General features: G+C 58.8%; 12 protein-coding genes. 6 read left to right on the top strand and 6 right to left on the bottom strand.

Going from position 1 to position 15,070, the window contains the following annotated elements; genetic code table 11:
• The first annotated feature begins 121 nt into the window (after positions 1–121).
• The gene (locus Q672_RS32865; RefSeq protein WP_031227144.1) at positions 122–3,472 is read left to right on the top strand and encodes a hybrid sensor histidine kinase/response regulator; all 3,351 of its coding nucleotides are present in this window, start codon (positions 122–124) and stop codon (positions 3,470–3,472) included.
• Positions 3,469–4,362: a response regulator transcription factor gene (locus Q672_RS32860; RefSeq protein ID WP_022986793.1), complete on the top strand. Its 894-nt coding sequence runs from the start codon at positions 3,469–3,471 to the stop codon at positions 4,360–4,362. Before Q672_RS32865 ends, Q672_RS32860 begins: the two co-directional genes overlap by 4 nt.
• Positions 4,363–4,509: 147 nt before the next feature.
• Here the strand turns inward: Q672_RS32860 and Q672_RS32855 are convergent, their stop codons facing one another.
• Positions 4,510–5,034 carry a hypothetical protein gene (locus Q672_RS32855; protein ID WP_022986792.1) on the bottom strand — a complete coding sequence of 175 codons (525 nt, stop codon included), beginning with the start codon at positions 5,032–5,034 and terminating at the stop codon, positions 4,510–4,512.
• A 258-nt stretch (positions 5,035–5,292) separates the two neighbouring features.
• Between Q672_RS32855 and Q672_RS32850 the strand changes: the two genes are divergently transcribed.
• Entirely contained in the window at positions 5,293–6,555 is a 1,263-nt protein-coding gene (locus Q672_RS32850) for a 6-phosphofructokinase (RefSeq protein WP_022986791.1), read from the top strand.
• Positions 6,556–6,914: 359 nt separating this feature from the next.
• On the opposite strand, the gene murI is transcribed toward Q672_RS32850, so the two are convergent.
• From murI to upp, 3 genes are all read right to left on the bottom strand, one after another.
• Positions 6,915–7,709 carry a glutamate racemase gene (gene murI / locus Q672_RS32845; protein ID WP_022986790.1) on the bottom strand — a complete coding sequence of 265 codons (795 nt, stop codon included), beginning with the start codon at positions 7,707–7,709 and terminating at the stop codon, positions 6,915–6,917.
• A gap of 103 nt (positions 7,710–7,812) precedes the next feature.
• Entirely contained in the window at positions 7,813–9,120 is a 1,308-nt protein-coding gene (locus Q672_RS32840) for a uracil-xanthine permease family protein (protein ID WP_022986789.1), read from the bottom strand.
• Positions 9,121–9,146: 26 nt separating this feature from the next.
• Entirely contained in the window at positions 9,147–9,773 is a 627-nt protein-coding gene (upp, locus tag Q672_RS32835) for a uracil phosphoribosyltransferase (RefSeq protein ID WP_022986788.1), read from the bottom strand.
• Positions 9,774–9,915: 142 nt separating this feature from the next.
• On the opposite strand from upp, the gene Q672_RS32830 reads away from it, so the two are divergent.
• From Q672_RS32830 to ppa, 3 genes are all read left to right on the top strand, one after another.
• Positions 9,916–10,101: a hypothetical protein gene (locus Q672_RS32830; RefSeq protein WP_022986787.1), complete on the top strand. Its 186-nt coding sequence runs from the start codon at positions 9,916–9,918 to the stop codon at positions 10,099–10,101.
• Positions 10,098–10,463 carry a rhodanese-like domain-containing protein gene (locus tag Q672_RS32825; protein ID WP_022986786.1) on the top strand — a complete coding sequence of 122 codons (366 nt, stop codon included), beginning with the start codon at positions 10,098–10,100 and terminating at the stop codon, positions 10,461–10,463. Before Q672_RS32830 ends, Q672_RS32825 begins: the two co-directional genes overlap by 4 nt.
• Positions 10,464–10,612: 149 nt before the next feature.
• Positions 10,613–11,146 carry an inorganic diphosphatase gene (gene ppa / locus Q672_RS32820; protein ID WP_022986785.1) on the top strand — a complete coding sequence of 178 codons (534 nt, stop codon included), beginning with the start codon at positions 10,613–10,615 and terminating at the stop codon, positions 11,144–11,146.
• A gap of 215 nt (positions 11,147–11,361) precedes the next feature.
• Here the strand turns inward: ppa and roxB are convergent, their stop codons facing one another.
• Together roxB and Q672_RS32810 are read right to left on the bottom strand one after the other, a co-directional pair.
• Positions 11,362–13,422 carry a rubber dioxygenase RoxB gene (gene roxB / locus Q672_RS32815; protein WP_022986784.1) on the bottom strand — a complete coding sequence of 687 codons (2,061 nt, stop codon included), beginning with the start codon at positions 13,420–13,422 and terminating at the stop codon, positions 11,362–11,364.
• A 342-nt stretch (positions 13,423–13,764) separates the two neighbouring features.
• Positions 13,765–14,793, bottom strand: coding sequence for a helix-turn-helix domain-containing protein (locus tag Q672_RS32810; RefSeq protein ID WP_022986783.1), 1,029 nt, complete (start codon positions 14,791–14,793; stop codon positions 13,765–13,767).
• Positions 14,794–15,070 lie beyond the last annotated feature (277 nt).

Genomic DNA, 15,070 nt, shown 5'->3' with positions numbered 1-15,070 from the left:
CATCAATTCAGAGCATTGCCAGATGCCCCGTTTTCCGGGGGCTGCGCAGGCCATGATGGCCTGCTTGCACATGTACACGGCGTCCGCGACAGGGATTTCCGCTGCCGAACCGGGTCCCCCTATGGCCATTGAACAGCGCATATTTCGCGTACGCCGAAGCTACAACCAGTGGGTGGCAAACCAGACCCTGGAAGACTTTGCCCTGCGTTTTACCGGCAAGGGCGCCCGGCGCTGGTCTGCCGGCCGGGTGGCCGGCACCGCCATTGGCGCAGTGACCTTTCTGGCGCTGGAAGCCATTGGCGGCGCCATGACGCTCAACTACGGCTTCATCAACGCCATGGCGGCCTGCGTGGCGGTGATGGCGGTGATCTTTTTGCTTGGCCTGCCGGTGAGTTACTACGCCGCCCGCTACGGGGTGGATATCGATCTGCTGACTCGCGGCGCGGGCTTCGGCTACCTGGGCTCCACGCTCACCTCACTGATCTACGCCTCGTTCACCTTTATCTTCTTTGCCCTGGAGGCGGCCATCATGGCCATGGCACTGGAGATCCTGTTTGGCATTCCCCTCACGATCGGGTACCTGATCAGCTCTCTGGTGGCGATTCCACTGGTCATCCATGGCATCACCACCCTCACCCGCTTCCAGTTATGGACCCAGCCCCTGTGGGTGCTGCTGCAACTGCTGCCGTTCGTGTTCATTCTGTTTCAGGACCCCTCAACCTTACCGCGCTGGACCGCCTTTGAAGGGCTTAACAACGATGGCGGCCATTTCAACCTGATCATGTTCGGGGCCGGCGCCACGGTGCTGTTTTCACTGGTAGCCCAGATTGGCGAGCAGGTGGATTTTCTTCGCTTCATGCCCGAATCGCGCAAGGGCAACCGGGCGCGCTGGTGGCTGGCGCTGCTGTGCGGCGGGCCAGGCTGGACGGTGATTGGCGGCCTTAAGGTATTGGCCGGCTCCTTTCTGGCCGTGCTCGCCTTTTACCATGGCCTGCCGCTGGAACAAGCCCAGGAACCCATGCACATGTACCTGGTGGCTTTCAGTCATGTGACCACCAACCCCACCTTTCTGCTGGCGCTGGCCGGAATTTTCGTCATCCTTTCCCAGCTCAAGATCAACGTCACCAATGCCTACGCCGGCTCCATTGCCTGGTCCAATTTTTTCTCGCGGCTAACCCACAGTCACCCGGGCCGGGTGGTCTGGCTGGTCTTCAATGTCGTGATTGCCCTGGTGCTGATGGAAATCGGTATCTATCGAGCCTTTGAATCCATCCTTGGCAGTTATGCGCTGGTGGCCGTGGGCTGGATGGGAGCGCTGGTCGCGGATCTGGTCATCAACAAGCCGCTGGGGCTCAGCCCCAAACACATCGAATTCAAACGGGCCTACCTCTATGACCTCAACCCGGTGGGTTTTGGCTCCATGCTCATTGCCACCGGGATCGGCCTGACCGCCAAGACCGGCCTGTGGGGCGCCACACCGGAGGCCCTTGCGTCCTTCATTGCCCTGGCCAGCACCTTCGTTACCACCCCCCTGCTGGCGCTCCTTACCCGCAGCCGCTATTACATTGCCCGCACCCCGGATTCCACCCGGGAGCTGGAGGGCCACGCCTGCTGTATCTGCGAGCACACCTTTGATCGTGAAGACATGGCCTTCTGCCCGGCCTATAACGGGCCGATCTGCTCCCTGTGCTGTTCGCTGGATGCCCGCTGCAACGACAGCTGCAAAACCAACGCACGTTTTTCCGAACAAATGATGGAATGGCTCGGCGGCCTGTTACCGGACACCATGATTCGACCACTGCGGTCACGCATGGGCCACTTCCTCGGTCTGCTGGTTGCCATCACACTGATCATGAGCGGCCTGCTGTCACTGGTGTATTACCAGATTCCGGTCAGCGATCCCCACGTTCAAGCGCTGATGGCTGACACGCTGATCAAGGTGTTTGCCATTCTCATCATCATCAGCGGCGTGGTGGCCTGGCTGTTCGTGCTGGCCCACGAAAGCCGGGTGGTGGCCCAGGAGGAAAGCCGTCGACAAACACGCATGCTGATGGAAGAAATCAAGGCCCACGAAAAGACTGACCGGGAGCTGCAAAAAGCCAAAGAGCTTGCTGAGGCCGCCAACCAGGCCAAGAGCCGCTATCTCACCGGTCTCAGCCATGAGCTGCGCTCGCCATTGAATGCAGCCTTCGGTTACGCACAATTGCTGGAACAGGACCCCACCATCCCGGACAACCGCCGCGATGCCATCGGCGCTATTCGTCGCAGTACCGAGCACCTGTCAGATCTGATCGAAGGCTTGCTGGAAATTTCCAAGATTGAAGCCGGTCGGCTGGAACTGTATCGCAATCAGGTTTGCGTCCCGGAACTGATCGACGAGCTGGTCACCATGTTCCAGTTACAGGCGGCCGAAAAAGGTATCGGCTTCGAATTCCGCAGCAAGACCCCGATCCCCGGCTGGGTTACCACCGATGAAAAACGGCTACGGCAGATTCTTATCAATCTGCTTTCCAATGCCATCAAGTTTACCCGCGAGGGACAGGTCACCCTGACCTTCCGCTATCGCAACCAGGTGGCCGAGTTCTCCATTGCCGATACCGGCGTGGGCATCGACGAGGAAGACTTGCAGCGGATTTTCCGCCCCTTCGAGCGCGTGCGAAAGCCCGGTATTCCCAGTGTTCACGGCACCGGCCTGGGACTGACGATCACCAAACTACTGGCCGATATCATGGGCGGCGACATTCAGGTCAGCAGTACACCCGGGCAAGGCAGTGAATTCCGCCTCTCTGTGATGCTGTCACGCCTCAATGGCCCGGATCCCGTCCACCAGGAGCGCAGCCCGGTGATCGGCTATACCGGTGAGCGAAAGAGCCTGCTGATTATCGATGACGACCCTTCTCACCGCGGCCTGATCAGCGATCTGCTGACGCCACTGGGCTTTGTGCTCAATGAAGCACCGGACGGGGAAACCGGCATGCAACTGGCGCGACATATCAACCCGGATCTGATCCTGATGGATATCTCCATGCCGGGCATGAGCGGCTGGGAAACCGCCCAGCATATTCGCCGCCAGGGCTACCGCGGGCCCATCGTGATGCTGTCGGGCAACGCCCGCGAAAACCAGCCAGACATCCCGGAAGGGCTGCACAATGATTACCTCACCAAGCCGTTCAAGTTGAACGCGCTGGTGGATTGCCTGGCCCGGCAACTGGGCCTGACCTGGCTACACCAAAACAGCGCCCCGCAGAAACGCATTCCTGTTACCGAAGAACCGGTGATCCTGCTCGACCAGACACTACGCGATGAGCTACTGGCACTGGCCGAGATTGGCCACCTCAGCGCCCTGCGCGAGCGCCTGGACGAAGCCAAAGCCAAGGGACAACTGCCCACCGCCCTGGCCGGCGATCTGGATTCCCGATTGACCCTGTTTGATTTTCAGGCGGTGATCCGCCTGCTGGAGACTGCCGCATGAACGCCGCCCAACAACGCAAAGACCTGATTCTGGTCGTCGACGACTCCCCTGATTCCCTTGGCATGATTCATCACGCACTGGATCAGGCGGGGCTGACCGCCCTGGTCGCACTGGAGGGCCAGCAGGCCCTGGGCATCGCCGAGAAGATGACACCGGACCTGATTCTGATGGATGCCATCATGCCGAACCTGGACGGTTTCGAAACCTGCCGCCGGCTGAAACAGCACCCTTCCCTGTCATCCGTCCCGGTGATTTTCATGACCGGGCTGACCGAAAGCGAAGATGTGGTTCGCGGCCTGGAAGCCGGTGGCGTCGACTACGTGACCAAACCGGTGCGCCCCGACGAATTGATTGCCCGGATCCGCGTCCACCTGAACAACGCCCGCATGACCCAAAGCGCCCACACCACATTGGACCGCCTGGGCCAGACCAGCTTCTCTACCACCCCGGCAGGCGAATGGCGCTGGGCAACACCACAAGTGGAACAGCTGCTGGACAAGACCGGCGTTCCCCGCGAACAGCTGGCCGAGGCGATTCAACGGTGGATGAGCCACCAACCGGAACGTGGACAACAACTCAACCAGCTGCCGGGCAACCTGCAGGTGCGTTATCTCGGCCAGGCCGAAAACCACGAACGCCTTTTCCGTTTGCTGCACCATGACAGTGATGCCGAACTGGAGATGCTGAAAACCGCCTTGCACGTGACGCAACGCGAAGCCCAGGTGCTGGCCTGGATCGCCCACGGCAAAACCAACCGGGAAATTGCCCAGATCCTGGAACTGAGTCCTCGTACGGTAAACAAGCATCTGGAACAGATCTTTCGCAAGCTGGGCGTGGAGAATCGCACCGCTGCTGCCGCCATGGTGATCCAGCTGCTGACGCGGTATTGAGGACAGCGGCAAGCTTCAAGCTGCAACACGAGAGCCGGTTTCGCCACACCTTGAACGCTTTCCCCGCGAACCACAGCGCCATGATCGTGGGTACAGCATCGTCGATCCGGTAGCGTAAAGCCGCGCCTTGTAGCTTGCGGCGATTTCCTACCCCCCCGGGGCCATTACCGCAGGTAACAGCACCGCCACGCTGCCATAGCTGGCCACCAGCAAGGCCATGGCAATGCCCAACCCCAGGAAAGGCCCCACATTCAGGGCACGATGAAAAATGAATGCCTGGGCGGCCAATTGCCAGCTCACCAGCAGCAGAATAAACACCTGCACCCAGTCAGCGCCGGGTCCGAACAACCAGCCACTGAACAACAACGGCAGATTGGCCAGCGACAACACCACATCCACCCCCACCAGAGAGGTCGCCGTCTGCAGCCAGCGCCCACCGAGCCCCTTGAAGGCCAGCATCATGAAAGTGCCACCCAGCAAAACGGTCAACGCAATCCACTGGCTACCCAGCAGCAATGACGCAGGCAAGCCCTGCTGCAACAGACCAACCAGTAACTGCAGGCCGGACCACAGCAACAGCACCAGCGCAAACACAGACTGGGAATAGGGTGTGTGTTCCGGGCTGGCCCGAAAGATGGCTAACCGCCAGAACAAGGTAATGAGTGCATTCATGGGGCGCTATTCTTCCAGAGCGGGGGAAAAACAGCTACCAGCTATGAGCGACGAGCCATCAGAAAAAGCTAAAAGCGCAAGGTGCAGATCCTTCCGTGTCCTATGCTCGCGGGCACAGCGAATCAGATTGATGGCTTGCTATCCCGCGTTTCGTAGCTCGTAGCTCATGGCTCGAAGCTGCTTCGTCCGACAACATCGGGTGTGTTTCCGCCCTGCCTTCGCTAGAATGCCCACAAATCGAACCAAGGGGTCTGTCACATGGCGCGTAAAAACGCTTTCTACGCTCAGTCTGGCGGTGTTACCGCCGTCATCAATGCCTCCGCTGCCGGCGTGATCGAAGCCGCCCGTGAGAACAAAGATGTCATCGGCAAGGTTTACGCCGGCCGCAACGGCATTATCGGTGCCCTCACCGAAGAACTGATCGACACCAGCAAAGAAAGCAAAAGTGCCATTGACGCGCTCAAGTACACCCCCGGTGGCGCGTTTGGCTCCTGTCGCTACAAACTGAAAGACCTGAAAACCTCCCAGCGCGAATACGAGCGACTGATCGAGGTCTTCAAGGCGCACAATATCGGCTATTTCTTTTACAACGGTGGCGGCGATTCCGCTGACACCTGCCTGAAGGTCTCCCAGCTGTCAGAAAAAATGGGCTACCCGATCCAGGCCATCCACGTCCCCAAGACCGTGGACAACGACCTGCCTTTCACCGACGTGTCTCCGGGCTTTGGCTCCGTCGCCAAATACACCGCCGTGAGCTGCCGTGAAGCCGCCCTGGACGTGGCCAGCATGTGCGCCACCTCCACCAAGGTGTTCGTCATGGAAGTGATGGGCCGTCACGCAGGCTGGATCGCCGCCGCCGCGGGCCTGGCCAAGGAAGAGAACGACGATGCTCCGCATCTGATCCTGTTCCCCGAAATCGCCTTCGACAAGGCAGCCTTCATGAAGAAGGTACAGGCCACCGTTGAAAAAGTGGGCTACTGCGTCATCGTGGTCTCCGAAGGTGCCCGTTATGAAGACGGCACCTTCCTGGCTGACGCTGGCACCACCGACGCCTTCGGCCACAAACAACTGGGTGGCGTCGCGCCGGTCATTGCGCAGATGGTGAAAGCAGAGCTGGGTTATAAATACCACTGGGCGGTGAGTGACTACCTGCAGCGGGCGGCCCGCCATATCGGTTCTGCCACCGACATGGAGCAAGCCTACGCGGTCGGCCGTGCTGCGGTGGAATTTGCTGTCGCCGGCAAGAACGCGGTGATGCCCACCATTGAGCGCAAGAAGACCAAGAAATACAGCTGGACCATCGGTGAGGCCCCGCTGAAGAAAGTCGCCAACGTGGAAAAGCCCATGCCGCGCAAGTTCATCAGCAAAGATGGTTTCGGCATCACCCCGTCAGCGCGCGAGTACCTGGCCCCGCTGATCGGTGGCGAATCCTACCCTCCTTACAAGAATGGTTTGCCCCAGTTCGCCAAGCTCAAGCTGGCACCGGTGGCGAAGAAGTTGAACGACGTCTTCGACGTATAAATGCCCTCGAAGCTATCAAAAAAAGCCCCGCACCGCGGGGCTTTTTTTGCCCTGGGGCCGTTAGCCCCCCTCTGGAAAAGGCAATACGCCAAACCAGTTCAATCCTGTGACGCCGTAGGTCCGGCGCCCCCCCACGACAGGCTTGCCACTAAACGCAGAACGTAAACCTATCCGCAAGTGCGTTGCTCGCCACGCGTTCACCAGCCAGGAAAAAATTACCCCGAGTTCAAAGAGGAAAACAAGGTTTAACGCTCAGTGTGTTCGGTAGTAAAAATTGTATTTTAAGGAGTTGGGTAGTCGCCGCAGCGAACAAACGCCTGCAGGACGGCCCGAAGGGTAAAAGTAGCGAATAACCAACGCTACCAAGGGAAGGGATAAATCATTCCACCCGGACCCCACAGCGTATCAAGCTGTGTTCTGAAGCGAGTCTCGTCGCCTGTTGAAACAAACCCTGCCCGCCCTTCCCTCCCGCCTGCCGTCAGCAAGCCGTGCAGCTCCAACCGCCGTGCAACTTCCCGGGCCACGGCCTGCTGGGTGCTGATGATGGTCACATCCGGCCCCGCCACGGCGGCGATCTGCTCGGCCAGAAAATGGTAATGAGTACAACCCAGCACAAGGGTATCTGCCTTCTCCGCCAGCAACGGGGAGACGTATTCCCGCAGCAGATCACGCGTCTCGGCGCCATCAAAATCCAGCGCTTCGACCTGATGAACCAGACGCGGGCAGGGCTGCACCAGCAACTTCACATTGCTGCTGAAACGTGCGGCCAGGTTTTCAAAGGAATGGGTTTGCAGGGTTCTCGGTGTGGCAAGCACACCCACCACACCACTTCGCGTGTTTTCAACCGCAGGCTTCACACCCGGCTCCACGCCAATGATCGGCACCGAAAAGCTGTCGCGCAATTGAGTGATCGCCGCGGTGGTGGCGGTATTACAGGCCACCACAACCGCCCTTGCGCCACATTTCAGCAACAGCTCCGTGATCGCATGCATACGTTCACGGATAAAGTCATCGCTCTTGTCTCCGTAAGGCGCATGACAGGAATCTGCTACATAAAGAATATCTTCCGCTGGCAAACGCTCACGCACAGCCCGGGCAACCGACAGGCCGCCAATGCCGGAGTCGAAAATACCGATGGGGGAAGACAGGTTCATCAAGCGATTGGCTCAATCTTGCCGTTGAGTAAGGGCGATTGTACTGCAAGGCACACCCGCTCGCAGAGCCCGCGTCTGCTTTTTTCACGCCAGCGAGCCCATTTCATGGCTGTTTCTTTTCCCGGGCATGATCCAGCAGATCGTCGACAAAGGCCTGCTCTTGGTGCAGGTCATCCGCCTGCTCCGGTGCCGCCGGCAACACCTGATTCAGGATAACCGCTACCAAACCACACAGGCTGATCCCCTGCAGGGTAAAGTCGCCATTACCCATGACCATACCGCCAATTCCAAAGATCAGGGTCACCGCCACGATCACCAGATTGCGCTGAGCGTGCAGATCGACCTGCGCCTTGATCAGCGTATTCATGCCCACACTGGCGATGGAGCCGAACATCAGAATCAGGATGCCCCCCATCACTGGTGTCGGAATGCTCTGCAACACCAAACCGAACTTGCCGATAAAGGCCAGAGTAATGGCAAAGATGGCTGTCCAGGTCATCACCACCGGATTAAACACCCGGGTCAGCATCACAGCACCCGTCACTTCGGAATAGGTCGTATTGGGTGGCCCACCAAACAGTGCCGCCGCCATGCTGGCGACACCGTCCCCTGTAAGGGTGCGGTGCAAACCGGGCTTGCGAATATAGTCCTTGCCGGTGACATTGCTGATTGCCAACACATCCCCCACATGCTCAATCGCCGGGGCCAGCGCCACCGGCACCATGAACAGAATCGCCGGCCAGTAGAAGGTGGGAGCAATAAAGGTGGGCACCGCCAGCCAGCTGGCCTGACCCACCGCAGAGAAATCCACCATTCCCATGAACAGGGCGGTCAGATAACCGGTCAGCACACCGCACAGAATAGGCAGCAGCCGGAACAACCCGTGCCCCAGCGTGGCCACCAGCATCGTGGTAAGCAGGGAGATCATGGCCACCAGCAATGCTTCACCGTAGGGAAACAACGCTGTCTCGCCATTTCCGGACAGGCCCATAGCGAAATTCACCGCGGTGGGCGCCAGGCTCAGACCAATCACCATGATGATTGGCCCCGTGACAACCGGGGGCATCAGCTTGTGCAGAAACCCCGGGCCACGCCACTTCACCAGCGCTCCCAGAATCACATACACCACCGCCGTACACAGCAGCGCGCCCATAGTTGCCGGTACGCCCCACTGCTCTACCCCATGGGAGATTGGCGCGACAAACACAAACGATGAAGCCAGAAACACCGGAATGGAACGCCGGGTAATCCACTGAAACAGCAGCGTCCCCAAGCCTGCGGTGAACAGCGCCACGCTGGGATCGAGTCCGGTCAACAGCGGCATCAGCACCATTGCGCCAAACGCCACAAACAGCATTTGCGCTCCGATCAGGATGATTTTCCAGTTCCAGAAACCGCCCGCCTGGCTCATGCCTTTCTCCCATTCACGTCCGACTGTTACCGCGTGCCAAAGATCTTGTCACCGGCATCACCAAGCCCGGGCACGATATAGCCTGCGTCATTCAGTCCCTGATCCACCGACGCGGTATAGATATCCACATCCGGGTGGGCCGCCGTGACCTTCTCGATACCTTCTGGCGCTGCCACCAGCACCAACGCACGAATCTGTTTGCAACCGGCTTTCTTGAGCATGTCGATGCACGCCACCAGAGAACCGCCGGTCGCCAGCATGGGGTCGATCACCAGCGCCAGCCGCTCATCAATGTCATGGGCGAGCTTCTCGAAATACGCCACCGGTTCCAGGGTTTCCTCATCCCGATACACCCCCACCACACTGACCTTGGCACTGGGAATCAATTCCAGCACTCCGTCGAGCATGCCAATGCCGGCACGCAGAATCGGCACTACCGTGACCTTCTTTCCCTTGATTCGCTGGGCCGGTGCCGGGCCCATCCAGGTATCCACCTTGTAGTCTTCCAGCTCGAGATCGCTGGTCGCCTCATAGGTCAGCAGGCTGCCCACCTCCGCGGTGAGCTGGCGAAAACTGCGCGTGCTCAGGCTCTGCTGACGGAGCAAACCCAGCTTGTGCTTGACGAGGGGGTGGCGAATTTCGTGTAGGGACATGGGCGTTGGCTCCAGAAAAAACGGTCTGCGCGTATTGTGCGGGTTACAGCACAAATGTCACTGGTGTACATGCTGTCCACCGGGGTATCGCACCCGGTTTGTCGGTGCTAATGTCAAAGAAAAGAAAAATCAGGACCAGACCGTGAACAAGACCCTTGCCGAAATGCAGCGAAAAGAGTTTGTTTATGAGTGTGCCAGCCGCGCGCTGGCCGCCAGTTTCTCCAACCCGGCCGCCAAACCGTCCATCGCCAGTATGGTTCGCGACGCCGACAAGCTCTGGGAGGAACTGCAGGAATGGGAAACCCTTCGACAGGAGTCACAACTATGAAGTCACTGATCCAGATCCTTGTTATCACCTGCGCGCTGCTCGCCGGCCCCCTGTGGGCCGCAGACAGCATCAGCATCAGTGAGCTGAAACAGGCGATGCAAAGCGGCAACACCCCGATCATCATCGACGTTCGCGATGAGGACGAATACCTGGCCGGACACATTCCTGGTGCTATTCTGGTGCCAGCAAAGAACGTTGAGCACCATCTGGATATGCTTGAGAAGTACCAGAAGGAAGAGATCGTGCTGTACTGCCAGTCCGGCCGACGCGCCAGTGCGGCCGCCACCACACTGGAAAACGCCGGGTTCAAGCATGTGAAGCTTCTGGATGGTAATTTCCCGGGCTGGCAAGCCAGCAAATAAGCCCTTTTTCTTACTCCGGTGCCCTCTACTGGCACCGGAATAAGCATATTCCCATTCCTTCCTCCGCTACGACCTTCGGCCATTAGCCGCGAGCCCTCGCCGTTGCTATAATCCGCGCCCACCACCAACCCTGTTGAGAAGGACAGACCATGGATTTTGCTAAGGTTCCCGCCGGTAAAGAGATTCCGGAAGACATTTACGTGGCCATCGAGATCCCGGCCAACGCTGACCCGATCAAGTACGAGATCGATAAAGACAGCAACGCCGTATTCGTCGACCGTTTCATGGCAACTCCCATGTTCTACCCGGCCAACTACGGCTACATCCCCAACACCCTGTCCGAAGATGGTGACCCGCTGGACGTGCTGGTTGTCACCCCTTACCCGGTGGTTCCCGGTTCCGTAATCCGCTGCCGCCCGGTTGGCATCCTGAACATGACCGACGAAGCCGGTAAGGATGCCAAGCTGGTTGCCGTACCGCACACCAAGCTGACCAAGCTGTACGACAACGTGAAAGACATCAACGATCTGCCCGAGCTGCTGCTGGCCCAGATCAAACACTTCTTCGAGAACTACAAGGATCTCGAAGCAGGCAAATGGGTGAAAGTTGACGGCTGGGACGGCGTTGACGCCGCCAAGGCCGAGATCCTGAAGTCTGTTGAAGCTTACGAAAGCAGCAAGTAAGACTCACAGATCGGCACGCGTTTGCCGTTAACGCGTTGCCCAGGACTGGCATTGCGCCGGTCACGAGAGGCCGCCCCCAGCGATGGGGGCGGCCTCTCTGCGTTGCATCACAGGGAATCCGACGGTCAGGGCAAGACCGCCTCCCAATCCGGGTTTCACACTAAACGCAAAAAGGGCAGCCAACGCTGCCCTTGGGTTGACCACCTGCAACGCCCCTACAGGGTTTTCAGGTACTCCACGATGGCCCGGCGTTCGTGATCTGTCAGCACGGCATTGAACTCGTGACCCTCGTTGCCCTTGCCGTGCATGTGAGTGTTGAAGATCTTGCGGTCTTCCATCTGGTCACGGGTCAGCGTGGGCGGATTGAGGATGTTCCAGCTCAGGACCAGATTGGAATACAAACGAGACATGATCTGCTCGAACAGCGGGTCTTTCTCTTCGTCATTGGGATCACAGTTCAGATACGGCGTAACCGCAGGATTCCACCAGGTCCGATGCTCGCACTTCACAGTCTCGTATTTCCAGCCAAGTCGCTGCTGGTCGTAAGCGCGATCCAGATCCGTGTCATAGCCCATCACTACCCGGCCCTTCTGGTCCCAGCGCGCCGGAGCAGATTGGCGCCGCCACAGCGGTTGTCGGGCAGCGGGATCCAGAATTTCCCAGACGTTGGGGACCGAACCGTTGTGGAAGTACGGGGCAGAGGCCCAAACGCCGTAAAGAGGCGGAGCCAGATAACCAGGCTCACGGTCACCGCGAAGACGCTCCTGATTTTGCGGTCCACAATCCTGGCTGGTGCCACGGGTTGCAGGATAGCCGAAGAAATTTTTGGCCCCGGCTAGCTGGACAGCCTCATTGTTGGTTTCCAGGCGTACCGGATCGGTCCCGATAATATCCATGGGCACAATGTAGCCCGCCATGCCTTCCAGCTCCGGCGTGGCCAGGAAATCAGGATCGTCCGCATACCGCTTGGCGTAGGCACCATGACAACCGGCACAGGAACCGTTGCCTTGCGGACGGGGAATGGCGTTGTTACGTTCCGGCGCCCACATGTCCAGGGTATGGAACAGCTCTGCCCCTTCCCGTGCCAGTGCGTCATCGACCGGATAGGGATACTCCGGTGATTTGAGCCCTTCGATCCAGGTATTCACCGCCGGTCCGTGGGCGCGCATCCAGTCCTGCCCCCGTTCACTGACCGGTCCGCCCATCGCACCAAACAACCCGAAGAAGGGGGTGTAGAACACCATGTCCACACGACCGGCATCCATGGGAAATACCCCATCAACAAATTTCACCGGACGATGCCCCATGTTCCACCAGGCTGGCGTGTCCATGTCTGCCGTGGAACCGGAATTCATCACGCCAATGACTTCCGCTGGCGTCAATGGCTCCTCATCCGGAAACAGGAATGCCAGATTAATGTCACTGGCATTGTTGGTACCACGGCTGCGGTTAAGGTTGGCAAAGGTGGCCATCGACGCCGGGTAGCCCAGCGGCAACATGTCGCGGAGCAACAAATCCAGATCGGCAAGACTGCTGCCACCGCCGTAGATCACGCCTGGCCCCGTTCCCTCGCGGGAACCTGCCACGCCGCTGTGGCAAGCATGGCAGGTCACCCCGATACGGCCACTCCATGACCCATCCGGGTTGCGCAGCTGGGTAAACATCTCCGGCAACTTGCCGGAACCGCCATCAGTACGGTTGGGGTCTTCACCGGGCAAAGGGTAGGGATTGGGGCTGTCGCCAAAGCCCGAACCATAACGCTCGGCAACCAACTGATCGAAATTATCCGGGCGGAACGCAAAGCCTCCCCAGATCCGCCATACCTGGTTAAATTGTTGAGCGCTGAACGTGGACATGCCGTAACCCGCTTCGGGTAGAGTCGGATCCTGCCCTGCGAACAAGGCAGCAACGTTCGGACCGCCGGTGTCCATTAACCCCTCACCGTGATAGAAACGTTGACGTAAGCCGCCACAAGTCGTGGGGTGCCCCTCCTCCTTCACCAGCTCAGGATTGAGGTGACATTCTTTCCAGTAGGCATTGAAGTGCACCGCGCGGCCATCACTGATACCGGGCTGCACCAGAGTGCGCGGATCTTCCGGCATGAGGGTGTTATCCGGTTTGCCGTAACAGAAATCCCACTGGGCAGAGCCTCCGTGCTTACTGTCGAGCAACGCATCCGACGCAGCACAGGCTGGGGCGACCAACGCCAGGAGAAAAACCGGAAGAAAGAAACGAAACAGGAGAAATGAGGGCGCCCCCTCGGCTTGCTGCAGCATGGCTGATCCTCCAGGTGCGTGATCGCACCAGCATGGGATGGCTAGGTGGAGGAAAAGGGGCGCAATGCGTGTACCCGAGTGCCCGAGTTCGGCCCACTTCTCTTCCTTTGTTATTTCGTGACCCCCAGGTCACGGCAAAGGAAGCTACAAAAGCGGCCAAAATGAGTCAAATATATAAATATGTCTCACTGTTAACTTCTTTGCTTACGGAAAATATTGCACTCAGTTAAATAATACCTTTACTTTCAAAAAGCTAAATAGAAATCCCCTCTCATTGAAGCCTACCTGAAAACCTGCCTCAGCCGACATACGGTATGCAGCAAGACTCACAGTCAGGCCGTCTCACCCACCGTCTCGGTACCCCTTCGGGGTCACCCCACTCCAGCGCTTGAACGCCTTGGAGAAGTTGGCCACATCGCTGTAGCCCAGCGTGTAAGCCACCTCACTGATACTGAGATCAGGCTTTTCCAGCAACCGTTGCGCCTGCCGATAACGCTCTTCATCCTGCAACTGACGATAGCTGAGCCCGGCCTGCTGCAAATGCCGCTTCAGGGTTCGGGCAGAGACCGCCAACCGGTCCGCCATGGCTTCCAGTGAGGGCAGCGGTGCCGGGTGGTCCTGCAAGGCGGTGCGAATCCGCTCTGCGGTCACCCCTTCCTCTTCTGTGCGCCATTGACGAAATTGCATCTCACACTGCTCTCGGGCAATGGCAGCCACTTGAGGGTCAGCCAACCGCGGCCGCGCCGCCAACGCTGACAACGGGAAAATCAGCGCATCGCTGGACTGCTCGAATAACACCGGCACGCCCACGTCCTTTTTCAACGCAGACAGCCACTCCGGGGCAGCACCTTGCCGATGGATCAGTGTCCCCTCCGGCAAGGTCTCCAGCAGCTGCTCGACCATAAACACGAGCCCAACCAGCATGGCCTCAATAATGAAGTCATGAGCAATCCCCAACGAGCGGGTACTGCGCAATTGCAGGTGGGCAAAGTCCCCTTTTCGGGCCTGATGAATTTCCAGAAAAGGGGCCCGCAAGCCGAGAAAACGGCAGGCGGCATCCAGTGCATCCTGGGCGCTGGCGCTGGACAGCGCCAACAGGCCCACAGGCCCATGCAGGGTAATACTCATGGCCCGGGCATAGCGAAACCCCAAACCGCGCTCCCCCACCATTTCCACGCCACGCTCCGCCACCGTCTGGGCCAGCGACATGGATACCCGCCGGTCTACCGCCAGCAACTCATCCCGGCTGACCCCCAACCCCGCCAGCAAGGCGGGGGCATCAAGGTCCAGCGAGACCAACAGGTCATAGAGCAACACCACATAAATGCCAGGAACACCGGCATTTCCCCAAGGACGGCCCGAACTCACCATTTGTTGGCCCTCCGCGACAAGACCATTAACTGCATGACATCGCATAGTAGCTCAGGAGCCTCTAAATGACTCCTTGTGTGCTCAGTCTTTCAGGCCGGCTCGCAATCTAGGCGCATTTTTGAAGGCATGCTGGTTGCCTGTCGAGAAAATGCAACAACGAGTGCGGGCCGGCCTGGAAGACCCGGAGGGCGCGACCTGAAGCGCACATCTGCTGCGCCTTGCCTCTCGAAAAGGACACCACCCTGACCATCGAGACAAGACACAACAGCTGCACGCT

Source organism: Alcanivorax sp. P2S70 (assembly GCF_000475295.1).
Classification (GTDB): Bacteria; Pseudomonadota; Gammaproteobacteria; order Pseudomonadales; family Alcanivoracaceae; genus Alcanivorax; species Alcanivorax profundi.
The sequence above is the reverse complement of the archived record's forward strand: the minus strand, read 5'-3'. Positions and strand labels throughout refer to the sequence as shown.

Coding starts and splice junctions, on each gene's coding strand:
- Q672_RS32865 (WP_031227144.1), top strand. CDS start 122: ATGGCCATTGAACAGCGCATATTTCGCGTACGCCGAAGCTACAACCAG.
- Q672_RS32860 (WP_022986793.1), top strand. CDS start 3,469: ATGAACGCCGCCCAACAACGCAAAGACCTGATTCTGGTCGTCGACGAC.
- Q672_RS32855 (WP_022986792.1), bottom strand. CDS start 5,034: ATGAATGCACTCATTACCTTGTTCTGGCGGTTAGCCATCTTTCGGGCC.
- Q672_RS32850 (WP_022986791.1), top strand. CDS start 5,293: ATGGCGCGTAAAAACGCTTTCTACGCTCAGTCTGGCGGTGTTACCGCC.
- murI (WP_022986790.1), bottom strand. CDS start 7,709: ATGAACCTGTCTTCCCCCATCGGTATTTTCGACTCCGGCATTGGCGGC.
- Q672_RS32840 (WP_022986789.1), bottom strand. CDS start 9,120: ATGAGCCAGGCGGGCGGTTTCTGGAACTGGAAAATCATCCTGATCGGA.
- upp (WP_022986788.1), bottom strand. CDS start 9,773: ATGTCCCTACACGAAATTCGCCACCCCCTCGTCAAGCACAAGCTGGGT.
- Q672_RS32825 (WP_022986786.1), top strand. CDS start 10,098: ATGAAGTCACTGATCCAGATCCTTGTTATCACCTGCGCGCTGCTCGCC.
- ppa (WP_022986785.1), top strand. CDS start 10,613: ATGGATTTTGCTAAGGTTCCCGCCGGTAAAGAGATTCCGGAAGACATT.
- roxB (WP_022986784.1), bottom strand. CDS start 13,422: ATGCTGCAGCAAGCCGAGGGGGCGCCCTCATTTCTCCTGTTTCGTTTC.
- Q672_RS32810 (WP_022986783.1), bottom strand. CDS start 14,793: ATGGTGAGTTCGGGCCGTCCTTGGGGAAATGCCGGTGTTCCTGGCATT.